Here is an 18,216-nt window from a genome sequence, read left to right on the forward strand (position 1 = left end):
TTGTGAAAATCCGTGGAAGGGGCCCGGCACGTGCCGGGCGCGCATCTTCACACCGCCCTCACCCCACGCTCTATCAACAACGGGGCGTTTCAGGAAACGCCCTCTTTATCGACAGAATCGGCACATCCGTGCCTCGCCGATGCGCTTATTTCTCCCGCCGCCAATTCAACGAGCCTCGGTTTTCTACCGTGCTCGATTCAACTTCAATATCGAAGCCGCGGCTCAGCAGGTACTTCAACGTCAGCACCGAACCACTGCCGACCAGCGAGACGCCGTAACCGACATAGAGCTTGGGCGAAATGAACTTGCCCACGCCGATCACCGAACCGCCCAGCGCGCGCGACTGGCTGACACCGGCATCGTCCAGGCCCAGCTTGGCACCCAGCTGCGAGGCCAGCAGGCCGCTACCGGCCGACAGGGCCGCCGAAGCGGCGTTGACCTGCTGCGTCTGGTCGCTGGTGGCCCCGGTCAGGCTGCGTCCCAGCACCAGATAGCCCAGCGCCTCGGACTGCGACATCGACGGATCCGACCAGACCTGCGCACGCGGCTGCATGGCACGGCCGGTCACATCGATGCCGGCGGTGACATCACCGATGCGGCGTTCGGCGCGCAGGTTGATGCGCGGGTCCGAGACAGGGTTGTAGTTCCAGGTCAGCTGACCGCGGGTGATGGTCAGGTCCTGCCCGTAGGCCTTGTAGCGTCCGCTGACATCGAGCCCGCCATTGGCGGTCATTTCGCGGCCGGGCCGTGCCCAGACCTGCATCTTGCCGGCGAGCGCGCCCTTCAGGCCGAAGCCGGCCATCTTCACGTTCTCCCCCAGGCTGACGGTCAGGTCCATGTCCAGCGGCGAGGCGACGGTTTCTTCAGGATCCACCGGGTCCAGCACCACCACGTCTTCGGACACCGAGGTGCCACGGTCCAGGCGCTCCAGATCGATGTCCGCTTCCGGCACGTGCACCGTGCCCTTGAGCTGCATCGCCGTGCCGGCCAGCGTGAAATCCAGGTTCGGATTGGCCACCACGCGCAGTTCGCTGGTGTTGGACAGCAGCACGTTCTCGCCATGGATGTTGAGCTGCAGCGGCTGCGCATCGCCGAACCACGACAGCCCCCCGTCCACGTACAGCGTGCCCTTGCCCGAGTTCGCCTGCGCGGTGATCTTCGCCGAGCCGTCGGGCTGTGCGCTGAAGCGCCCACTGCCCTGCTCGAAGGTCAGCCCGAGAGCCGGGAACTCGCCCTTGAAATCCTTCAGCGTGGCTTCGCCGCCCAGCGACGGCGTGCCGCGTGTGCCGCGCAGGCTGACGTGACCTTCGATCAGCCCCGTGGGCCGCACGATGTCCGGGGAGAACAGCTCCAGCCAGTACAAGCGCGCCATGTTGAGGTAAAGCTCGCCGTTGAGCGGTGCGTTGGCGTCCCAGCCGGTCTGCACGCGGGCGTTGACGAAGCCGTTGCCCTGGAAGCCCATGCCGAGGAAGGCCTCGATCCGCGCCGGGGTCAGGTCCAGGTTCACCGAGAACTGGTCGTAGCGCAGCAGTTCGCCGCGGGCGTTGTCGCCCAGCCGCACGCCGCCCTCGCTGGAACGGACTCCCACCTTGCCCTCGAAGGCATTGCCACGCGGACGGATCTGACCGTCCATGGTGACCTCGCCACGCAGGAAGATGCGCCGCCCGGAGGTCGGTGGCAGCCACGGCTGCACCAGCGTCAGCGGCAAGGCGTCACCGCGCACGGTCACGCCCTCGCGCGGCCAGTTGGCCTGGGCGCACAGCGCGCCCCCCGCGGCCGCACCCAGACAGGCCTCGGACAGGGTGAAACGATCACCGATGACGGCGAATTCGGCCGGCGCGCGCAGGGTCCAGGCATCGCCCTTGACCGGCGCGATACGCAGCGCCGACAGCTGGCCGCGCCACTGCGCGTTGAGCTGGCGCACGCTGCCCTGCAGTTCGGCCGCCCCCAGCTCGTTGCGCGTCTGCGCGGCCACGCGCAGGTTGCTCAGGCTGCCCTGCGCCGTCAGATCCAGCGTGTCCAGCAGCAGGCCGACCGTGACGTTGCGGCCCTGCAGCGCCAGCGCACCGCTGTCACCGCTCCAGGGCAGGCGACCCTTGAGGCTGACGGTCTCGGCGCTCCAGTCGTTCCAGTTCAACGCGCTGCCGGCGATATCGGCGGTGATGTCCGGTGCGTCGCGGCGCCCCTTCACCTGCACCTGTCCGCGCAGGCTGCCGTTGGCACCGGGCATGAGATCGCTGAGCAGCAGGGGTTCGAAGCGGGCGTCGATATCCAGCCGATCGCCCACCGTGCCCTTCGCAGTCACCCGGCTGGTGCCCAGTGCCAGGCGGAGATCGCCCTCGCCCTGCTCGCCCTTCAATGCGAAGCGGCCGCGGGCATCCAGGGCACGCTTGCGCAGGATGCCCTTCAGCGCAGGCAGGTCGACCGTGGCTTCAAGCACGCCCGTGGTGCCCGGCGGCGCATTGGCCGCTACCGGCTGCTGCAGGCCAGTGGTGGAGAACGTGCCGGACAGCCGGCCGTCCCAGCCCGGCGCGAAATAGCCCGGGTCGAAGTCCTTCAGGCTGGCATCGGCCGACCATTGCAGCTGGGGAGCCCAGGCCACGGTACCGGCGACATCCAGCGCGCCACCGGGCGTGCGCGCCTGCAGCTGCTCGATGCGCGCAGCCTCCTGGTTGCCGCGCACGTCGAACTGCAGCGCCGCACGCTGGCCCTCGCGCTCCACGTCCGCACGACCGATCGCCGCCCACGCCTGGAGCGTGCCGGCAATGCCCAAGCGGGCGTCCTTCAGGGTCACCGGGACCGCCGGCGCACCGGCCGTGCTGTCGTCGGCCACTGGCGTATAGGTCATGCCGTTGGCAACGACCGCGAAGTTGAGCGTCTCGTTGCCCGCTTGGCGGAAATCGGCGGTGCCGGACACGCGCACGTCGCCCCCGAAGGCCTTCACCACCAGCGGCTGGACGTTGAGGACTTGGTCCTCCAGCGTCACCTTGGATGGCGCCAGCTCCACCACGTCCTGGCCCAGCTGCGCGCGGCCCTGCAGGTCGGCCGCCCCGCCCTTGCCATGGGCCCGCAGGTCCACCGTGACCGGCTGCAGCGTGGAGGCCGCCATGGCCGGTCCGAGCAGGCGCACGTCCAGTTCGTCGGTACGCACGCTGGCCGTCCATGTGGGATCGGTGCGGCCATCGAAAGTCAGCAGCGCGCGCAGCGGCTTGGGCGCGCGTCCTGCCACCGCCACTTCCATGTGCCCCAGGTCACCGCGGGCGACCAGGCCCAGGCTGGCCGGCGTGCGCCCGCGCGGCGCCGGCAGGATCGCCGTGGCGCTCAGGTGGGTGTCGTAGTCCTTGGCCGGATGGTAGTGCCCATCCACGCGCAGGTTGGCCATGTCGCTGTCCACCCGCAACTGGTTGGCCTTGAACTCGCCGGTGGCGACTTCCAGACCGCCGCCGATATGGCTGATGTCGATGGTGGGCTCGCCGGCGGTGGTGATCCGCAGCCCGTTGACCTGGATGACATCGGCCTGGAGGGCCAGCGGCATTTCGATCTGCGGAAGCGAGTCCGGCCACGACGGCAGCTTGAACGGTTCCTCGCTCTTGGCAAGGTTGAGCGTGGCATTGTCCAGTTCCAGCCGGTCCAGCAGCAGCTTGCGGCCCAGCAGCGGACGCAGGTCTGGCTCGAGGTAGGCACGCTCGGCATGGAAGTGGATGTCGTTGTAGCGGAAGTCCACGTTGCGCAGCGTCAGTGGGCCGGCAAGCGGGCCGTCGGCCTCGCTCCAGGTCAGGCTGGCGCCCGCGGGCAGCCGCGCGATCACCTGCGCCAGCAGCACATCGCGGCCGGCCACGGTCTGCAGCAGCCAGTAAAGGGCCAACAGGGCCAGCAGCACCAGCCCGAGCACCCCCACGCCGGACCAGGCCCAGAACCGCTTGCGGCGGTAGAAGCGGCGGCGCGGCATCGGCGCACGCGCCGGGGTGGGCGGGGTGCCGGGCGGCGTGGGCGTACTCACAGGTCAGCTCCGATGTTCAGGTAGATCTGGAACTGGGAGTCCGGATCGTTGAGGCCATGCGCGAGGTCCACGCGCACCGGGCCCACCGGTGATTTCCAGCGCACGCCGAAACCGATGCCGGTGTGCAGATCGATGGTGTCATCGAACGCGCTGCCGGTATCCACGAACGCCGCTGCGCCCCAGGGGCCGCCACCGAAATAATGTTCGTACTCCACCGAACCCACCACCAGGTTCTTGGCGCCGAGCGCGAAGCGGTCCGGCGCAGGCGTGCGCGGACCGACTTCGCGGTACGCGTAGCCGCGGATGCTGCGGTCACCGCCGGCGAAGTAGCGCAGGCTGGGCGGCATCGCCACCAGATCGCTGGTCCAGGTGGTGCCGCCCTCGCCGCGCAGGATCAGCCGGTTGCTTTCGCCGAGTGGCACATACCAGCGCACTGCCAGGTTGGCCTGTACGAAGCTGGTGTCCGAGCCTGCGCCTTCCACGCCACCGCGTACCGTGGCACTGCCGCTGATGCCGCTGCGCGGGAACAGCCGGTCGTCCACGTTCACATAGTCCGCCGCGATCTGCGGATACACCAGCGTGGAATACTGGTACACCGCATTGGTGAACTCGGTACCCGAGGCATAGCCCCAACGCTCGCGCAGCGCATTCATCGAGGCGGTGGCCGTCCAGAATTCGTTGATCTGCCCGCTGCGGCTTGCGATCAGTTTGATGTTGCGCAGATCGATGTAATCAGTCTGTTCGTCATAGGCGCTTGCCGCGAACGTGTACCAGCCGTCGAGCCAGCGGAAGGCCGGAATACGGTAGCTGGTGATCAGACTCTTGCGCTTCTGCGCATAGTCCAACTGCGTGTTCATCTTGTGGCCGCGGCTGTTGAGCCAGCGCCGTTCCAGTCCGCCGCGCACACCGGCGCCGCTTTCGCTGCCGTAGCTCAGACCGGTGGTGTAGATGCTGCGCTTGGCCCGCGTCAGGTTCACATCCACCGGCACATTGCCGTTTTCGTCCGCGCGGTCCGGACGCGGCTGGATGTCGATGGTGCTGAAATAATCCAGCTTGGTCAGCGACTCGCGCAGCCGGTCGAGCTTGCCTTCATGGAAATAGCTGCCCTCGTCCCAGTACACCAGCGGATCGAAAAGCTTGTCGACGAAGTAGTTCTGGTGGAACGTGATCGGGCCCATGTTGTAGCGACGGCCGCTGTCCCACGTCAGGTCGATATCCGCCGCGTTTTCCGCACGCGTGATCTGTACCTGGCGCTGGGTGTAATCGGCGTCGAAGTACCCGCGCTCGGCCAGCCGGCGGGTGACGGTGATCTTGCTGGCCTCGTAGACGGTGTGCTCGAACGGATCGCCGATGCGCGGCCTGAAGGCCTCCAGATCATCCTGCAGGTACCGGTCGTACAGCGCCGGCCCGGTGATTTCCACGTGTTCCTTGCGAACCCGCACCGGCTCGCCCTTGACGACGTTGATCACGACACTCAGCGACTCCCCGGTACGGGGTGCTTCCACGCGGATGGTCGGGTTGTAGAAGCCGAACGGCTCCAGCGCTTCCCGTGTCTGCCGCTCCGCCTGCGACAGCAGGTACTCCAGGCGGGACTCGCCCTGGACCTTGCCGATCGTGTCGAAAAGACTCAGCGAAACCTGGATGTTTTCGATGATTTCGGCGTCGTCCCCCTTGTCGAGACCGGCGATGTCGACCTTTTCGATGGTGCCCCGCGCGTGGGCCAGAGGCGACACCAGCAAGGCCAGACAGATCAGGGGGATAGCGGTTTTCGATGGCTGCATCCGCACAGCATAACGGGGCAGGATGACATCGGGAATGAAGGCAGCGCGGCGTCCCTGCCTGCACCGCTGGCCCTACCGACGATCAGAGATCGATCGACAGCGAAGGAATTCCGGTCTCCTCCTCCTCGCCATACATCATTTTCTCGACGAACTGCTGGCAGGCCCAGTGCTTCACCGCGGCCTCCATCTCAGGGCTGATGATGGGCAGAAAGCCGACGAGATTGTCCTCTGCCGAGGTCTCCTGCGTCGCCGTTGGGGGCTCCTTCCCCTCCGGCGTGCGCGCGAGGTCCCGGCGCACGCGTTCTTCCAGCGGCAGGAGGGCGGTATCGAGGGAAGCAGCCTGTGCAGGCCCCCGGATCGAGCTCAGCAGGGTTGGGGTCATGGGACATCCTTCAGCAGGGCGAATCCACGTGCCTGGGCGGCACGGTCGAGGTGGGTCATCAGTTGGGCCGCGTACTGCCCGGCCAATGCATCCAGGGCATCGTCGATGCCTGGCAGGGTGGCTGCCACGGCGCGGTCCCGGTCCTCGGCCAGCGCGGCCTGCAGGTCGAACTCCCACGCCAGCGCACCGATCTCCAGCAGCGGCGCACCGCGCGCCGCCGCGCGCACGTCCAGTCCCGCCAAGGCCGGCGCCCCGCGCAGGGCCTCGAGCAGTACCGGCTGGTCCTGCGGCACATGCAGCACGGGCCGGGCGGGGGACGTGGCGGGCTGCAGGTGGGCAGCCAGCGCCGCCCGCACCTGTTCGGCCACGATGTCCGGCGCGCAGGTCATGCGCCGCAGGGCCACGTCGAGCTCGGCAGCGACCGCTGCAGCAAGCACCGCCTGCTGGTCGCGCAGCGATTCCACCTGCGGCACGAAACAGGCCAGCGCCTGGATGAGGCCGGCGCGAAAACCTGCCTCGGTCGCCTCGCGCCGCAGGGCCGCGGCTTCGGTCCGCGCCTGCTCACGCTCGCGGGCTGCATGGCGGCGGGCAAAGGCGAGCTGCGCCTGTTCGTCCGCCACGCGGTGCAGGCTCGAGGCCGGAATGACGCCGTCAACGGCGAAGTCCAACAAGCGGTCCGGGAAGGTCTGCAGCATGGTTCCACGCACTCCAGAAACAGGTGATGTCGAAGGATGTATCGGCCGGCGACGCCACGCCGGACGCGCGCGGCAGCCCGCTGAACCACAGGCCGATGCGCGCAACCAGCCACGCCGGCAGGTGGTCGCGCAGCCCCGCCTGCAGGTGGTCCCCGCCCCAGGCGAGCAGCGTTTCAGGTTCCATCGCGGCGCCCGGCGGAGCCGGTGCGAAGCCGAGCAGCAGGAAGGCCTGTACCACCGGCGGTTGCTGCAGCAGCAGCCGCGAGCCGAGTACGCAGTTGCGCTGCTTGGCGCACGCCATCAGCCACGCCACGGACGGAATGCGCTGCCAGCCGGCAACGAGCCGCGCCACGGCGGCCTGCTGCGATCGCTCCGCCGGCCCCTGGGAAGGCAGCTCATAGGTACCGGTCAGCCAGCGGTTGAGGGCACCGCGCTGGGTCGGCGTGAGCCCGTCCAGCCGACCCTGCCACGGGCGGTAATACCCGGCCGGGTCGTGCAGGACCCGCAGCGCGTCATGGCTGGTCGGCATGCCCGAGCCCCAGTCGAGGCGAACCCAACCGCTCACGCAGGCGTGCGGCGTGACGGGTCGGACTGCGCAGCACCCAGACCACCACGCCGACGATCGCCACGACCAGCAGCAGGGGCAGCAGCAGCCAGGTGAGGTTGGATGTCCGATCGGTCGTCCGCGTGACCGCCAGCGTGCCCGGCTCCGCCGCCTGGGTCAGCACCACCGATACATCATCGTAGGCCACGTCCACGAAGGCATTGCGCAGGAAGCGCTTGGCCATGACCTGCAGCGCCTGCTGGTCGGCGGTGCTGGCGTGCGACAGCACCGCCGCCACGTGCATCGACGGTGGCCTGCGTTGTTGCAGGCTGCCTTCGGCCGGGCTCGCGTCGTAGCTCACATGGACCCGGGCCGAGCGCACGCCCTCCAGAAGGGACAGCGATTCTTCCAGGCGCTGCTCGATGGCTGAAAGCAGCCGCACCCGTTCGGCCAGCGGCGTGCTGACCATGGCGTCGGCGGGAAACAGCGCGGCGATCTGCGTGCGCGGCAAGGACGGCAGTCCCTGCAGCTGGACGATGTTGATCGCCTCTGCCAGGTCTGCCCCGCCCACGCGTACGACAAACCCGGCCTTGCCCTGGGCACGCTTCTCGGCATCGATGTTGTGGTGGAGCAGCGCCGCCACCACTTCGTTGGCCTGGCGTTCTTCCAGCCCCTGCAGCAGCTCGGTGCGCGTGCAGCCTGCAAGCAGCAGGCAGAAGAAAAGCGCGGATGTCAGAGGATGCGGCATGGCTCAGCTCTTCAGCAGCGTCTCGACGCCCTTGGTGAAATGGCTCATGAGCGCCGAGCTCACGGCCACTTTCTTGCTGTAGGCCTCCTGCCGCATCTGCAGCTCGTACAGGCGCTGGGGGTCGGCGGCCGTCATCGGATCATTGGCGGTACGCAGCAGTGCATCGCGCTCGGTACCGGCCCAGACGTAGGTTTCCGCCAGGGCGGAAGTGAAGCGGTCCGACAGCGGGACCGCCTGTGAATCGATATCGGTCGCCAGCGGCGAGACGCTGGCGATGGGACTGATGCTCAGCATGGTGAAGCCTCGTGAAGGTGGGGGCCGCAGCCAGCGGCACCCCAGGCGTCATGCCAGGTTGCGGACGACGGACTTGCTCTGGTCGGTCAGGCTCTTGGTCGAGTTCGACTGCAGCATGCGGTACATGTTGTATTCGGACAGCGCGCTCTGGTATTTCGCCAGCAATTCCGGCGAGCTCGCGTCTTGGGAGAGCGCCGCGAAGGCCGCCTCCAGCTTGGCCTTCAGATCGTTGACGCCCTTGTCGAACTGGTTCGAGTGATTGCTCATCCAGCCATCCCATCGCGAAGCGTCGCCCGTACCATCGGACGGGTCGCCCCAGACGGGAGGAGTTGCAGTTGTCGTTGTCATGTCGTGCTCCAGTAGGTGGGGAGGTCAGGGTGATGCAGGTGCAGCGGAGCCGGCACCGCCGGCGTAGTCCCAGCGCCCGTTGCCGATGGACAGCAGCTGGCCCGGGGTATAACGGTAGGAACGGCCCTGCAGAAGGTCGTCCCACAGCCGCGGAATGATGGTGATGCGGCGCGTGCCCCACTGCTGCTGGAATTCCGCCGCCGCAGCGGTCATCTGTGACAGCGCCGCATCGTCCAGGTAGACATCGTTCACCACACTGGCGCGCGTGCCGTCCGGCTCCACGCGCGTGCTGATGCCCCGCACGCGCAGCGCCTGGCGCGCCTGCGCGATGAGCTGCTGGTCGGTGATGGCTTCTACCTGCAGCGCGTGCTGCCAGGGAATCTTCCCGCCCAGCACCTGTTTCACCTGCTCGGCCCGGCGGCCTGGCTGCGCTCCAGCGAGCACGACGGTCGGCCGCGCGGGATTCTCCAGGCGGACGAGAACCACATCGAGCCCGGCCTCGATCAAGGCCTGCTCCAGGCGGCGAACCTGCTCCTGGCGGACCACATGCACATCATGGCGACGCTGCAGGCGGCGGCTGGCACGCTCGGCCCAGGCCTTGTCGGCGGGTGTGTCGGCAAAGACGTACAGGCGGTCGTCCTCCCCGGCGATGATCTGGAAATCGGCCGGCGCATCGTGGAGGACGCCGGCCAGCCCCCGGATGCGGGTCTCGGGCAGGTAGTGCCAGTGGAACCAGCCCGCGCCGACCGCGACCAGCGCGACAATCGCGGTGGCCAGCAGCACCACCGCGCCACGTCGACGGGTGCGGGGTGGCGTCAGGGTGGCCTCGGAGGATGCCAACGCTGCCGGCAGCGCCGGCGGCACGAAGGCCGTGACCGCTTCGGACCAGGACGCGTCGCGGTGGCGGATCGCCACGTGGATGCCGGCAACGGCGTGCGGCGTCTGCAGGGGCGCCTCGCGCCATGTCCATGCGGCCTGTTCGCCTGCACGTTCACCCAGCTGCAGCCTCGGCACACCGTCATCGCCCAAGCACCTGAGCATGAACGCCGCGGGCGCCGCTTCGGCGGGGATGTAGTAGGCATTGTCCGCGTGCCCGAGCAGCCGCGCGGCATTGCCGTTGATCAGTTCCTGCTGCGGTCCGACATGGAACAGCGTCTCGGTGTCCGACAACGTGTACTCGACACCGCTCAGACTGCCGGACAGGATTTTCAGCACGTGATGCATGACGTGAAAGGGGATCCGGGGGTCGGGAAGTTCGTGCATTCTGTTGCGCAGCCACCTGCTTCAACATCAGCAGAATTGTATTTTCGTGACCGGATCACGCCGCTGCACCGCGGTGACCCGCAAGGGTCAGATGCCGCCTGGCGATTCGGCCCGGGCGTAGGTCCGCAGCACCCTGCGGACATACTGCTGCGTCTCGGGAAACGGAGGGATGCGGTTGCCGTGTCTTGCGACGTTGCCTTCGCCAGCGTTGTAGGCCGCCAGCGCCAACGGGACATCGTGTCCGTAGCGCTCAAGCAGCCAGGCAAGGTAGCGGGCTCCACCGCGCAGGCTCTGTGCTGCGTCGAAGCGGTCGTGCACACCGAACCGCTGCGCGGTGCCTGGCATCAACTGCATGACACCGGCCGCGCCAGCCCGGGAAACGGCCAGCGGGTCGTAGCGCGACTCGTTCCACGCCACGGCATGGACCAGCGCAGCCTCGATCCCCGCCTCGGCAGCGGCCCGCTTGATCAACGCGTGCATGGAGGCCGGCGGCTGGGCATCCTGCGCCCGGACGTCTGTCCGCAGGGTGCCGCCAGCGCGCCGTCGGCCATGGGGATCGAATGGCCGCGAGCCCGGGGTCGGGTGTGCGCTGACCTGCAGACGCCCGTCTTCATCCAGCACCGCATGCACGCTGTGCGCGCGCACGGAAGGTGGCGTGGAGACCACGAGCATGGCGGCCAGGGCCGGCAGCCATGCGTGACTCATGCCCGCACCTCATGCCCGGCGCGGACGATCGCCGCGTGCAGGTCATCCACGGTATGAACCGTCTCCAGCATGTCCGAGGTGATGACCACCCCGAAATGGTGTTCGATGTCCACCAGCAGTGCGGCCATCTCAAGTGAATCCACGCCCAGGTCTTCGTGCAGGCGTGCGCCTGGGCGCACCTCCGCCGCGACCGTATCGGCCGCGGCAGCGATCAACCGGGCCAACAACCCGAACCCTGCCGCCCCGCCGCTCATGGCGAGCGCGGCACCGAGATGATGAAGGGCTCTGGCACGACCCGGACGGTACCGTCACGCTCGGCGCCGCGGCCGCGGTGATTGACCTGCTTGGGGGCGTGGGGCTGCTGGACGACCACCGGCAATGTCCCGTCCTCTGTCATGGGACCTTGCGCGACCAGGATGTTGCTGCGACGAACATTGTTTCGTTCTGTGGACAGGTTAAGTGTGAAACGCTCGGCATTGGGCGTCCGCTGGGGCTGCTTAAGTCCCGGATTCTTCATGTTCATGTACAGCCCTGGCCGTCTTGGCGACGTGCGCGATGCCAGACGATCGGCCGCTTCCTCACCGACCGAATCAGTACGTAACGGGGTCACGGCCGGCGTCGACTGGTGGTCCAGCCGCTCTCGCACCATTAGACGGGGTGGTTCGTCGAACATGTCGTTCGGGGGAGGCGGAATGGTGTTTCCGGTCAGCGGGGTCGTTGGCGCATAGTGCTGCGATCGTTCGACGTTGCAAGAGAGGTCATCGAGATCAATGGCATCGCTGCTGGGATCGAATTCGCTGGTCGATGATTCGCTGGTCGATGATGCTCTGGAGGACGCGGAGGTCCGCCGTGCGCCTGCGTTGTCCCTGAGCCAGGGGTCCACCCGCGGCCCCCCAGGTTCCCGCTCGTCATGGCTCGGCGCCACATTGCCCGGCGGCGGGTAGTTTGGTGCTTCGTAATTCGGCGCTTGGTAGTTTGGCGCTTGGTACTTCGGCGCTTTAAACACCGGTGCGTGGTAGTGAATCACCGGTGCTGCCGGGCTCACTGCAGACGCTGCAGTCGGTGATGCAGGCGGCGGCGTGGACGGTGGACTCGGCTGGGTCGGTTCACCGTGGGCCGCGCGCAGCAGCTTGGGCAGGGTGTCTGCCATCCGCAGCAGCATGTCCGGGCGTTCCGTCAGCTTCAGGAACGCCCCGAGCGCCTGCGGGTTGAGTGCTGCCGCAAGCGACCGGTGCGTCACTGGATGACCATTCCTTTCCAGGCCGTCCAACAGCGCGGGGGCAAGGGCCTCCATGATATCGGTACCGATCCGCTCCCTGCCCAGGGCGCTGGTCAATTTTTCCAGTGATCTCCTGATGGCGTCGCACTGCTTGGCCCCACCGCCTCCCCAGGTTTTCTGCGTGGCGTGCAGATCGCCCTTGTCGACCTTGAGATAGGCCAGGATGTCTTTTTCGAGCTGCTTCACAAGCTCACCGTGTCCGGGATCCGCAGCACAGGGCAGCGCGAGTGCGAGACACGCGATGCGCACCATTTCCCCACCCCGATTGGCGCCATGCTCTTCCAGGGCGGCCAGGTAATGCTCGCGTGACTTCTCTGCGTTGCAGAAGCGCGCCACGGCGGTTGCGATCAGGTTGCGCGATTGCGCGATCTGCGCGCCGGAGTAAACGTCCCTCGCCCGCGAAGGCTGGCGATTCTCACGCTGCAGATGGACGGCTGCGGCCTGCATATCCCGGTCGATCCGCTGCTTGGCGGCAGACAACGCTTCGTCCACCGCCTGCGCATGCAGGGCGTCGACGCCGCTGGTGGCTCCGACCTCCGCCATCTGCCGGCGGAGCGTTCCACTGAGCTCGGGTTGTTCGCTTGTGTCGATGGTTCCGAAGGTCGTCATGCCAACCACGTCGGTACCCAGCGGCGAGCTGTAGTCAGCGTCGTCCTGACGCGACACGCGCGAGTGGTGATCCGTAGGCGGGACGGTAGTGGCGTAGAACCTGTTGTACAGACGCGACGCGTCGTTACGCGGCCGCTCCAGACTGCTGGCAGTTTGTGCCGACGCGGCGTTGGGCGTGGTTTTCGCCACCGGTGGCGTCACAACGTTGGTGGCTGAAACGACGCCGTTGTTGACGTTCACCAAGCGCAATGCTGGCTTGTTTTCCGCAGGTATGGACAGGGAAGCGGGCGATAGGGTCAGTGCGGGTTGTTGCGAGATGGCTGTCATGGCAGTCGGGCGTCAAACCTTGTTTTCAATGGGAACGGCGGCGGGGCCGTGAATCAGGCCATGGACGTGTCAATGCCCGGGGAACACAGGAGGTTCCAGCCAGTCGTGCGCTTCGGTCTGTCCGTACTCCGCCGAGGGCGCGGGCCTCAGCAGATTGGGGAGCACAGGCCCTGTCCTCAGCAGACCATCCACCGTTTCCGTCAAGGCCTTGTAACCGCCGAAAGCGGACGGACTCAATGCAGGCGCCAGTGACCGATAGATCGGCAGGTGTCCACGGTTTTCCAGTGATCGCATCAGCGCCGGGACCAGCGCAAGCTTCAGGTCCGTAGCGAGGGCTTCATATCCGATCGCATCCGTAAGACGCTTCAGTGCCTTCTCGACGGATGCGCACTTGTCGAAGTGACGACTGGTCCAGGTGTGACACGTCGCGTGCAATGTCTTGATGTCTACTTTGAGATAGGCCTCGATTTTTGATTCGAGCCAGGTGACCAGCGCCGCATGCTGCGGCGCCATGGCTGAGCTGAACGACAGCACCAGGCAGGCGCTATGTACCACCTCCGCCCCGCGATTATGTTCATGTTCCCTCAGCGCAGCCCGGTAGACAGCGCGTGCGGGTTTCTGGCTGCAGAATCTGTCAACCGCACTTTGCCTGGGGTTTCGCGACGCATGCATTTCCTGTTCGGAGTAGATATCGGCAACCTCCAGGTCGTCGTTCAGATCGCGACCCAGCCGGCTCAGCGCGTTTCGTCGGTCACTGTCGATACGAGCCTTCACAACGCCCAGGTGGTCATCGACGTCCTTGACGTGCTTGGGATGAACGCCTCGCGCGGCGGCCTCCTCCTCCATCGCCAGGCGACGGGCGGTGGCCACCGGCAGTGGCGCCCGGGGATCGTCCCACCAGGCTTGCGTTGTGGAATCGGCCGCTTCGCGTTGGCGTGGCGGGGGAGGCGCCGGTTGTCGCCAGGCTGCAGCCGTAGGGGTCGCGATCGTCGAAGGTCTGAACGTGCCCGTAGCGCGCTCCGGAACGGCCCCCGACGCTGTGCCGATCAGGCGGGCACGGGGCACCTCATGGTAGAGGTGCTGGCCTGCGGGAGGAATGTTCTGCAGTCCGTTCGGTGAAAGGCCGGTGCCGTGCGCGGGTGGTGGCGGTGGCTGCACGCACGCTGCCGGCCTCGTCTGGCGGATTGCATCTGCGACGTTCATGTATTTGTCCTCAGGCCATGTTCTGCATGATGAGCTTGTTGGTGTCGGCCATCGAATCGATGGTGCCGCTCAGCGTTTTCACCAGCGTGTCCCACATCTGCAGCTGCCGCTGATATTTATCGGGCAGAACGCGATTGATGTGGTTGAAGCGCTCCATCAGGCTGTCTTTGGCGCTGGTCATGGCGGCATGCGCCGCAGGACTCATCGGTCCGACCCAGATTGAAACCTCCCCTGGCGGCCGCCTGATTTTTTCCATCAGCTGGTCGATCAACGCCGTGTCCACCACCAGCTCGAAGGTGCCGTCGGCTTTCTGCCGGACCTTGAGGTCCTGCAGCCCCAGGTCGGCCAGGAAGGCCTCGGCCTCGGCTCTGGTCTTGAAATCTCCCCCCAGCCCCAGACCGTTCTCAACCTCCTCCTTGAGTGCTCGCAATGCCCTCTGGACACTGCGGAAGTCGACCCAGAAATTGCCGTCCTTGTCCGTGCTGGTGATCGATCCTGACAGCAACGCCAATGCATCGGTCAGCTTGTTGAAGAAGGTCACATAGTTGCCCAGGATGTCGCTGAAGCGCGAGAGCCACTCCTTGTCCAGCCGTTCCATCAACGCAAAGATGTCTTCCAGGAAATCGCTGCTGGACGACTGCAGCCCCGCTGCCCCGGCGCCTTCGCTGCCGTCAGACGGATGTCCTTCGTCATCGGCCCTCTGCTCCTGCAGCAGGCGTGCTGAAAACTCGCGCAGGGGCGGCGGCGGGTCCTCGAAGGTGGACAGCAGGCTGCGAAACGCGTCCTCTTCGGGCACGTGGCTGTCAGGGGCGTTGAGCGTGACCAGCGCGTCGCGCAACTGGCGGTCGCGGAGCATCGCCTCCTTGGCGATGACGGCCTCCAGCACGTCCGGCTCAAGCGGCGGCAGCGCCGCCTTGTGCTTCAGAGCGATGAAGGCTTGCTGGGCACCGGGGGTCGCGGGGAGCCGCTGACGGCTCATCTCCTGCAGCGACGAGGCGGGCCGCTCCGTATGTGGCGCATCGGTGCCCGAAGGCGCCGGTTCGCTGCGTTCGGTGCGTTCACTGCGTCCCTTCTCCGAGGCCAGCCACGCGGCATGAAGCGGCCTGCTCGACGTGTAATCGATCATGGGTGAAGTCATGTCATGTCTCTCCTGGGCAGCGCGCGCCGCCAGGGCGCGCGTCTTGTGTGGTCAGCGACCGATGTGGCTGGTGATGGCATTGCGGGCATCGGCCTTGTCCTGCTCGGCCTGCTGCGCCTGACGGAACAGGGCTTGGCTGGATTCATCCACCTTGCTGGTGTTCTGGCCGATGGATTGGCTGACCTGCTGCCCGGCGCTCGCGTCGGCGCGTCGCTTTTCCTGTCGCGCGGTCAGATTGGCCGCCTCGATCTCGTGCCCGGAGCCGGCCAGGTTGCCTGCCGCATTGCCGGCGTGGCCCAGCATCTGCCCAGCCTGGTTGATCACGGCCGCGTCGGTCTGCGTGACAGCGTGCTCGGCGGAAAGGACCGCGGCCCGGTTGTTGTCACGGGCGATAGCCTCACGCAGCTGATGGCGCTCAGCGGAGGTCAACGGCACGGGCGTCTTCGCCCTGGGGTCAGTGACGCCGGAGGCGAGCCTGAGCTCATTCTCGGCAGAGTCCTTGTGCAGCCTGTTGGTGTTGCCCTGGTTCCTTTCAATGCTCTTGATGTTGCGGGCGGCCGCCTTGGCACCGACACCTACCGCTACCGTGGAAACCACCACCACCACTACCAGTGCCACGACCTTGGCCAGCTGCTGCTGCCTGGCACTGTCGACCATGCGTTCGCCCATGTCATGGACGGATTTCTCGGCGAAGACCAGCATCCCTGCCGCCTGCTCGCGCTGGGATGCCGCCAACTTCATCAGGAACGCGATCAGCAGGAGAACGAACGCGAAGCGCGGGTCGCTGTTCATCCGCACCGACAGTTCTTCATCATTCAATGCGTTGGCCTCGTCGATCACTGAGGCGATGGCCGGGGTGTCACTGAGCAGCGCACCCAGCGGCTCCTGGCCATCGGTGGTGGGCGTGATCAGGCCGCTCAGGGCTTCGCGCGCCTTCACCGTCGGGAAGACCAGTTCGCCGTTATGGCTCTGCAGGCCGATCAGACTCTTGAACTGTTCCTGCAGCGCCGCCGCAGGCACGGGGGACGGGGTCTCATCGCGCTCCGTGGGGGGCAGATCGGTGCCACGCAGCGAGGGCCGTTCCTGCGCACCGACGCTTCCGATGACCGACCGCATGAACACGGCCAGGTCCGTGCGCGGGTCAGTGCTCATATCAAGTGCCGCATGGAGATCCTGGAGCGCGGCAGGGGTCGGCACCGGTGCCGAGGGCTCATTGAGGGTCGGCAGCGACCTTGAGGCGGCGGTGCTGCGTGCCTGTGCGCGCGGCAGGCTGGTGACCAGCGCGTCGGCGGCACGGTCTGCGTTGCGCAGGTCAGGTGCGGTGGGGGCCCGGGTTGTCTGCGCCGGCGTGGTCTGCGCCTGCAGGTTGGCCAGCAGGCGGCTGGGCTGGCTGGCGCTCGGGACGACAGGGTTGATGGCGGTCATGAGGAAATCTCCGTAGAAAAGGGCGCGCTCAGGCGCGCATCGCGTTGATGATGGTTCGGCCAGTGGCGTCGCTCTCACGCATGACGTTGGAAGACTGCGTCAGCAGCTCGAAGGCCAGGTTGTCCAGCAGGGCCACGGCGTCGCGGATCTTGCCGATCAGGTCACGCAGCACCTCGCTGCCGAACAGGTTTTCCTCGATGGCCTTCATCAGGCGCGCGACTTCGACCATGATGCCGGCCACGACGATCTGGCCCACGCCCTGGGTGACGGACCCGGCCAGGCTGGCCAGTTGACCCAGAACCTGCACGACCTGGACGGCTTTTTCCGCCATCTCGGCCACCCGACCGGCCGTGCTGGCGGCTGCGCTGGCTGCCCTGGTGGCGGCGCTGCTGGCCTGCAGGGCATTGGCCATATTGCCTGCCATGATCGAGGCGGCGATCACCATCACCACCACCACGATAGACGCGGCGATGCTGCCGATCTTCTTGGCCAGTGCTTCGTTCACCCCCACCGCGACCAGAGCCTTGCTGATCCCGGCGCCGATCACGTCAGTCAGCTTGCCCATGACGGAAAAGCCGAGGTGCTCGCCCGCCATGCCGTCGAGGGTCATGGCCACGCTGATGATGCCGGCGGCGATCAATGCCGGATTGGCAGTCAGCACACCCACCGCCAGCACCACGACGGATATGGCCGCGGCCGCCCATTTGAAGACCTTGCCGATACAACCGGTTTTCTTCTCGGCATCAGCCGCACGCTGGGCCTCTTCCTCCTGCTTGCGCACCGCTTCCTTGTTCTGTGCTTCACGCGCCTGCAGGGCGGCCATGATTGCCTCTGTCTCGCTCTTCAGTTTTTCCAGCGCCACGTCGGCGGACAGTGTGCTGAGCATCACCAGCAGCTTCTGCAGCGTGGCTGCCGCCGTGAGTTCGCGACCATCCAGTGGCGGGGAGCCTGCGCCGCGCCGGGCCCCGGCACCCATCTGGTCGCGCTGTAGCTGCACCTGCTCGAGCGCGGCGTTGAACGCCCCGCCGGCTGCCAGCAGCGTCCGTGTAGCCTCCTCCAGGTGGCTCTGTGAGGTCTGCAGACGCTGTTGGGCCGCCTGCAGTTCGCCCTGCTTGGCAGCCAGGCCCGGATCGTCCGGATCCATCGCGTCCAGTTCCGCCTGCCGTGCCGCCACTTCATCGCGAGCGGCCTCCAAGGCCCCGCGTGCGACACCCGCCTCGTCGGCGGCCGCCTCCGCCGCCGCACCGGCGGCCTCAGCAGCTGACAGGGCCTTTTCAAGCGCGGCCGCCAGCTGATTGTTGTAGTGGGTGTTGGCCAGGGCTTTTGCCTGATAGTGCTGCAGCCGCTGTTTCGCAGCTTCCAGCCCGCTCCGCTGCAGCACCTGCTGCAAGGAACCAAGCGCACGGGTCAGCATGGCCTCCGGCGTGAGGCGCTCGCTGCCGGGGCCGGCAGCGGCGGCAACGCGGGCCATGTCC

The 18,216-nt window shown here is 66.9% G+C and carries 16 protein-coding genes; all 16 read right to left on the reverse strand.

Annotated features, from left to right (window positions below; all coding sequences use genetic code 11):
• Positions 1-145 precede the first annotated feature (145 nt).
• Entirely contained in the window at positions 146-4,000 is a 3,855-nt protein-coding gene (locus FHY09_RS15975) for a translocation/assembly module TamB domain-containing protein (protein WP_456362845.1), read from the reverse strand.
• Positions 3,997-5,781 carry an autotransporter assembly complex protein TamA gene (locus tag FHY09_RS15980; RefSeq protein WP_166927902.1) on the reverse strand — a complete coding sequence of 595 codons (1,785 nt, stop codon included), beginning with the start codon at positions 5,779-5,781 and terminating at the stop codon, positions 3,997-3,999. Before FHY09_RS15980 ends, FHY09_RS15975 begins: the two co-directional genes overlap by 4 nt.
• An 82-nt stretch (positions 5,782-5,863) precedes the next feature.
• Positions 5,864-6,163: a hypothetical protein gene (locus FHY09_RS15985; RefSeq protein ID WP_166927903.1), complete on the reverse strand. Its 300-nt coding sequence runs from the start codon at positions 6,161-6,163 to the stop codon at positions 5,864-5,866.
• Positions 6,160-6,858 carry a hypothetical protein gene (locus FHY09_RS15990; protein ID WP_166927904.1) on the reverse strand — a complete coding sequence of 233 codons (699 nt, stop codon included), beginning with the start codon at positions 6,856-6,858 and terminating at the stop codon, positions 6,160-6,162. Before FHY09_RS15990 ends, FHY09_RS15985 begins: the two co-directional genes overlap by 4 nt.
• Positions 6,815-7,387: a hypothetical protein gene (locus FHY09_RS15995; protein WP_166927905.1), complete on the reverse strand. Its 573-nt coding sequence runs from the start codon at positions 7,385-7,387 to the stop codon at positions 6,815-6,817. The genes FHY09_RS15990 and FHY09_RS15995 overlap by 44 nt, the downstream gene beginning before the upstream one ends.
• Complete coding sequence (sctJ, locus tag FHY09_RS16000; protein ID WP_166927906.1) at positions 7,371-8,150, reverse strand: type III secretion system inner membrane ring lipoprotein SctJ; 780 nt, start codon at positions 8,148-8,150, stop codon at positions 7,371-7,373. Before sctJ ends, FHY09_RS15995 begins: the two co-directional genes overlap by 17 nt.
• A gap of 3 nt (positions 8,151-8,153) precedes the next feature.
• Complete coding sequence (locus FHY09_RS16005) at positions 8,154-8,444, reverse strand: hypothetical protein (RefSeq protein ID WP_166927907.1); 291 nt, start codon at positions 8,442-8,444, stop codon at positions 8,154-8,156.
• Positions 8,445-8,492: 48 nt separating this feature from the next.
• Entirely contained in the window at positions 8,493-8,711 is a 219-nt protein-coding gene (locus FHY09_RS16010; protein WP_208407964.1) for an EscF/YscF/HrpA family type III secretion system needle major subunit, read from the reverse strand.
• A gap of 105 nt (positions 8,712-8,816) precedes the next feature.
• Positions 8,817-10,016 carry a PrgH/EprH family type III secretion apparatus protein gene (locus FHY09_RS16015; RefSeq protein WP_166927909.1) on the reverse strand — a complete coding sequence of 400 codons (1,200 nt, stop codon included), beginning with the start codon at positions 10,014-10,016 and terminating at the stop codon, positions 8,817-8,819.
• A gap of 126 nt (positions 10,017-10,142) precedes the next feature.
• Positions 10,143-10,760 carry a lytic transglycosylase domain-containing protein gene (locus FHY09_RS16020; protein WP_166927910.1) on the reverse strand — a complete coding sequence of 206 codons (618 nt, stop codon included), beginning with the start codon at positions 10,758-10,760 and terminating at the stop codon, positions 10,143-10,145.
• Positions 10,757-10,984, reverse strand: a complete 228-nt coding sequence (locus FHY09_RS16025; RefSeq protein WP_166927911.1) for a phosphopantetheine-binding protein — start codon at positions 10,982-10,984, stop codon at positions 10,757-10,759. Before FHY09_RS16025 ends, FHY09_RS16020 begins: the two co-directional genes overlap by 4 nt.
• Before the next feature lie 26 nt (positions 10,985-11,010).
• On the reverse strand, positions 11,011-12,888 hold the full coding sequence (locus FHY09_RS16030; RefSeq protein WP_166927912.1) for a hypothetical protein: 1,878 nt from the start codon (positions 12,886-12,888) through the stop codon (positions 11,011-11,013).
• Between the two features lie 156 nt (positions 12,889-13,044).
• Positions 13,045-14,178 carry a hypothetical protein gene (locus FHY09_RS16035; RefSeq protein WP_166927913.1) on the reverse strand — a complete coding sequence of 378 codons (1,134 nt, stop codon included), beginning with the start codon at positions 14,176-14,178 and terminating at the stop codon, positions 13,045-13,047.
• 10 nt (positions 14,179-14,188) lie between these two features.
• Positions 14,189-15,316, reverse strand: a complete 1,128-nt coding sequence (locus FHY09_RS16040) for an IpaD/SipD/SspD family type III secretion system needle tip protein (RefSeq protein ID WP_166927914.1) — start codon at positions 15,314-15,316, stop codon at positions 14,189-14,191.
• A gap of 51 nt (positions 15,317-15,367) precedes the next feature.
• Positions 15,368-16,741 (reverse strand): hypothetical protein, encoded by a 1,374-nt coding sequence (locus FHY09_RS16045; protein WP_166927915.1) that lies wholly within the window; start codon positions 16,739-16,741, stop codon positions 15,368-15,370.
• Positions 16,742-16,769: 28 nt separating this feature from the next.
• Positions 16,770-18,212 (reverse strand): type III secretion system translocon subunit SctE, encoded by a 1,443-nt coding sequence (sctE, locus tag FHY09_RS16050; protein ID WP_166927916.1) that lies wholly within the window; start codon positions 18,210-18,212, stop codon positions 16,770-16,772.
• Positions 18,213-18,216 lie beyond the last annotated feature (4 nt).

The sequence above is a fragment of the Xanthomonas sp. 60 genome (genome assembly GCF_011761925.1).

Bases quoted from the DNA above. Each gene is read 5' to 3' on its own strand.
- FHY09_RS15980 (WP_166927902.1), bottom strand. From the start codon at position 5,781: ATGCAGCCATCGAAAACCGCTATCCCCCTGATCTGTCTGGCCTTGCTG.
- FHY09_RS15985 (WP_166927903.1), bottom strand. From the start codon at position 6,163: ATGACCCCAACCCTGCTGAGCTCGATCCGGGGGCCTGCACAGGCTGCT.
- FHY09_RS15990 (WP_166927904.1), bottom strand. From the start codon at position 6,858: ATGCTGCAGACCTTCCCGGACCGCTTGTTGGACTTCGCCGTTGACGGC.
- FHY09_RS15995 (WP_166927905.1), bottom strand. From the start codon at position 7,387: ATGCCGACCAGCCATGACGCGCTGCGGGTCCTGCACGACCCGGCCGGG.
- sctJ (WP_166927906.1), bottom strand. From the start codon at position 8,150: ATGCCGCATCCTCTGACATCCGCGCTTTTCTTCTGCCTGCTGCTTGCA.
- FHY09_RS16005 (WP_166927907.1), bottom strand. From the start codon at position 8,444: ATGCTGAGCATCAGTCCCATCGCCAGCGTCTCGCCGCTGGCGACCGAT.
- FHY09_RS16010 (WP_208407964.1), bottom strand. From the start codon at position 8,711: ATGAGCAATCACTCGAACCAGTTCGACAAGGGCGTCAACGATCTGAAG.
- FHY09_RS16015 (WP_166927909.1), bottom strand. From the start codon at position 10,016: ATGCATCACGTGCTGAAAATCCTGTCCGGCAGTCTGAGCGGTGTCGAG.
- FHY09_RS16020 (WP_166927910.1), bottom strand. From the start codon at position 10,760: ATGAGTCACGCATGGCTGCCGGCCCTGGCCGCCATGCTCGTGGTCTCC.
- FHY09_RS16035 (WP_166927913.1), bottom strand. From the start codon at position 14,178: ATGAACGTCGCAGATGCAATCCGCCAGACGAGGCCGGCAGCGTGCGTG.
- FHY09_RS16040 (WP_166927914.1), bottom strand. From the start codon at position 15,316: ATGACTTCACCCATGATCGATTACACGTCGAGCAGGCCGCTTCATGCC.
- FHY09_RS16045 (WP_166927915.1), bottom strand. From the start codon at position 16,741: ATGACCGCCATCAACCCTGTCGTCCCGAGCGCCAGCCAGCCCAGCCGC.
- sctE (WP_166927916.1), bottom strand. From the start codon at position 18,212: ATGGCCCGCGTTGCCGCCGCTGCCGGCCCCGGCAGCGAGCGCCTCACG.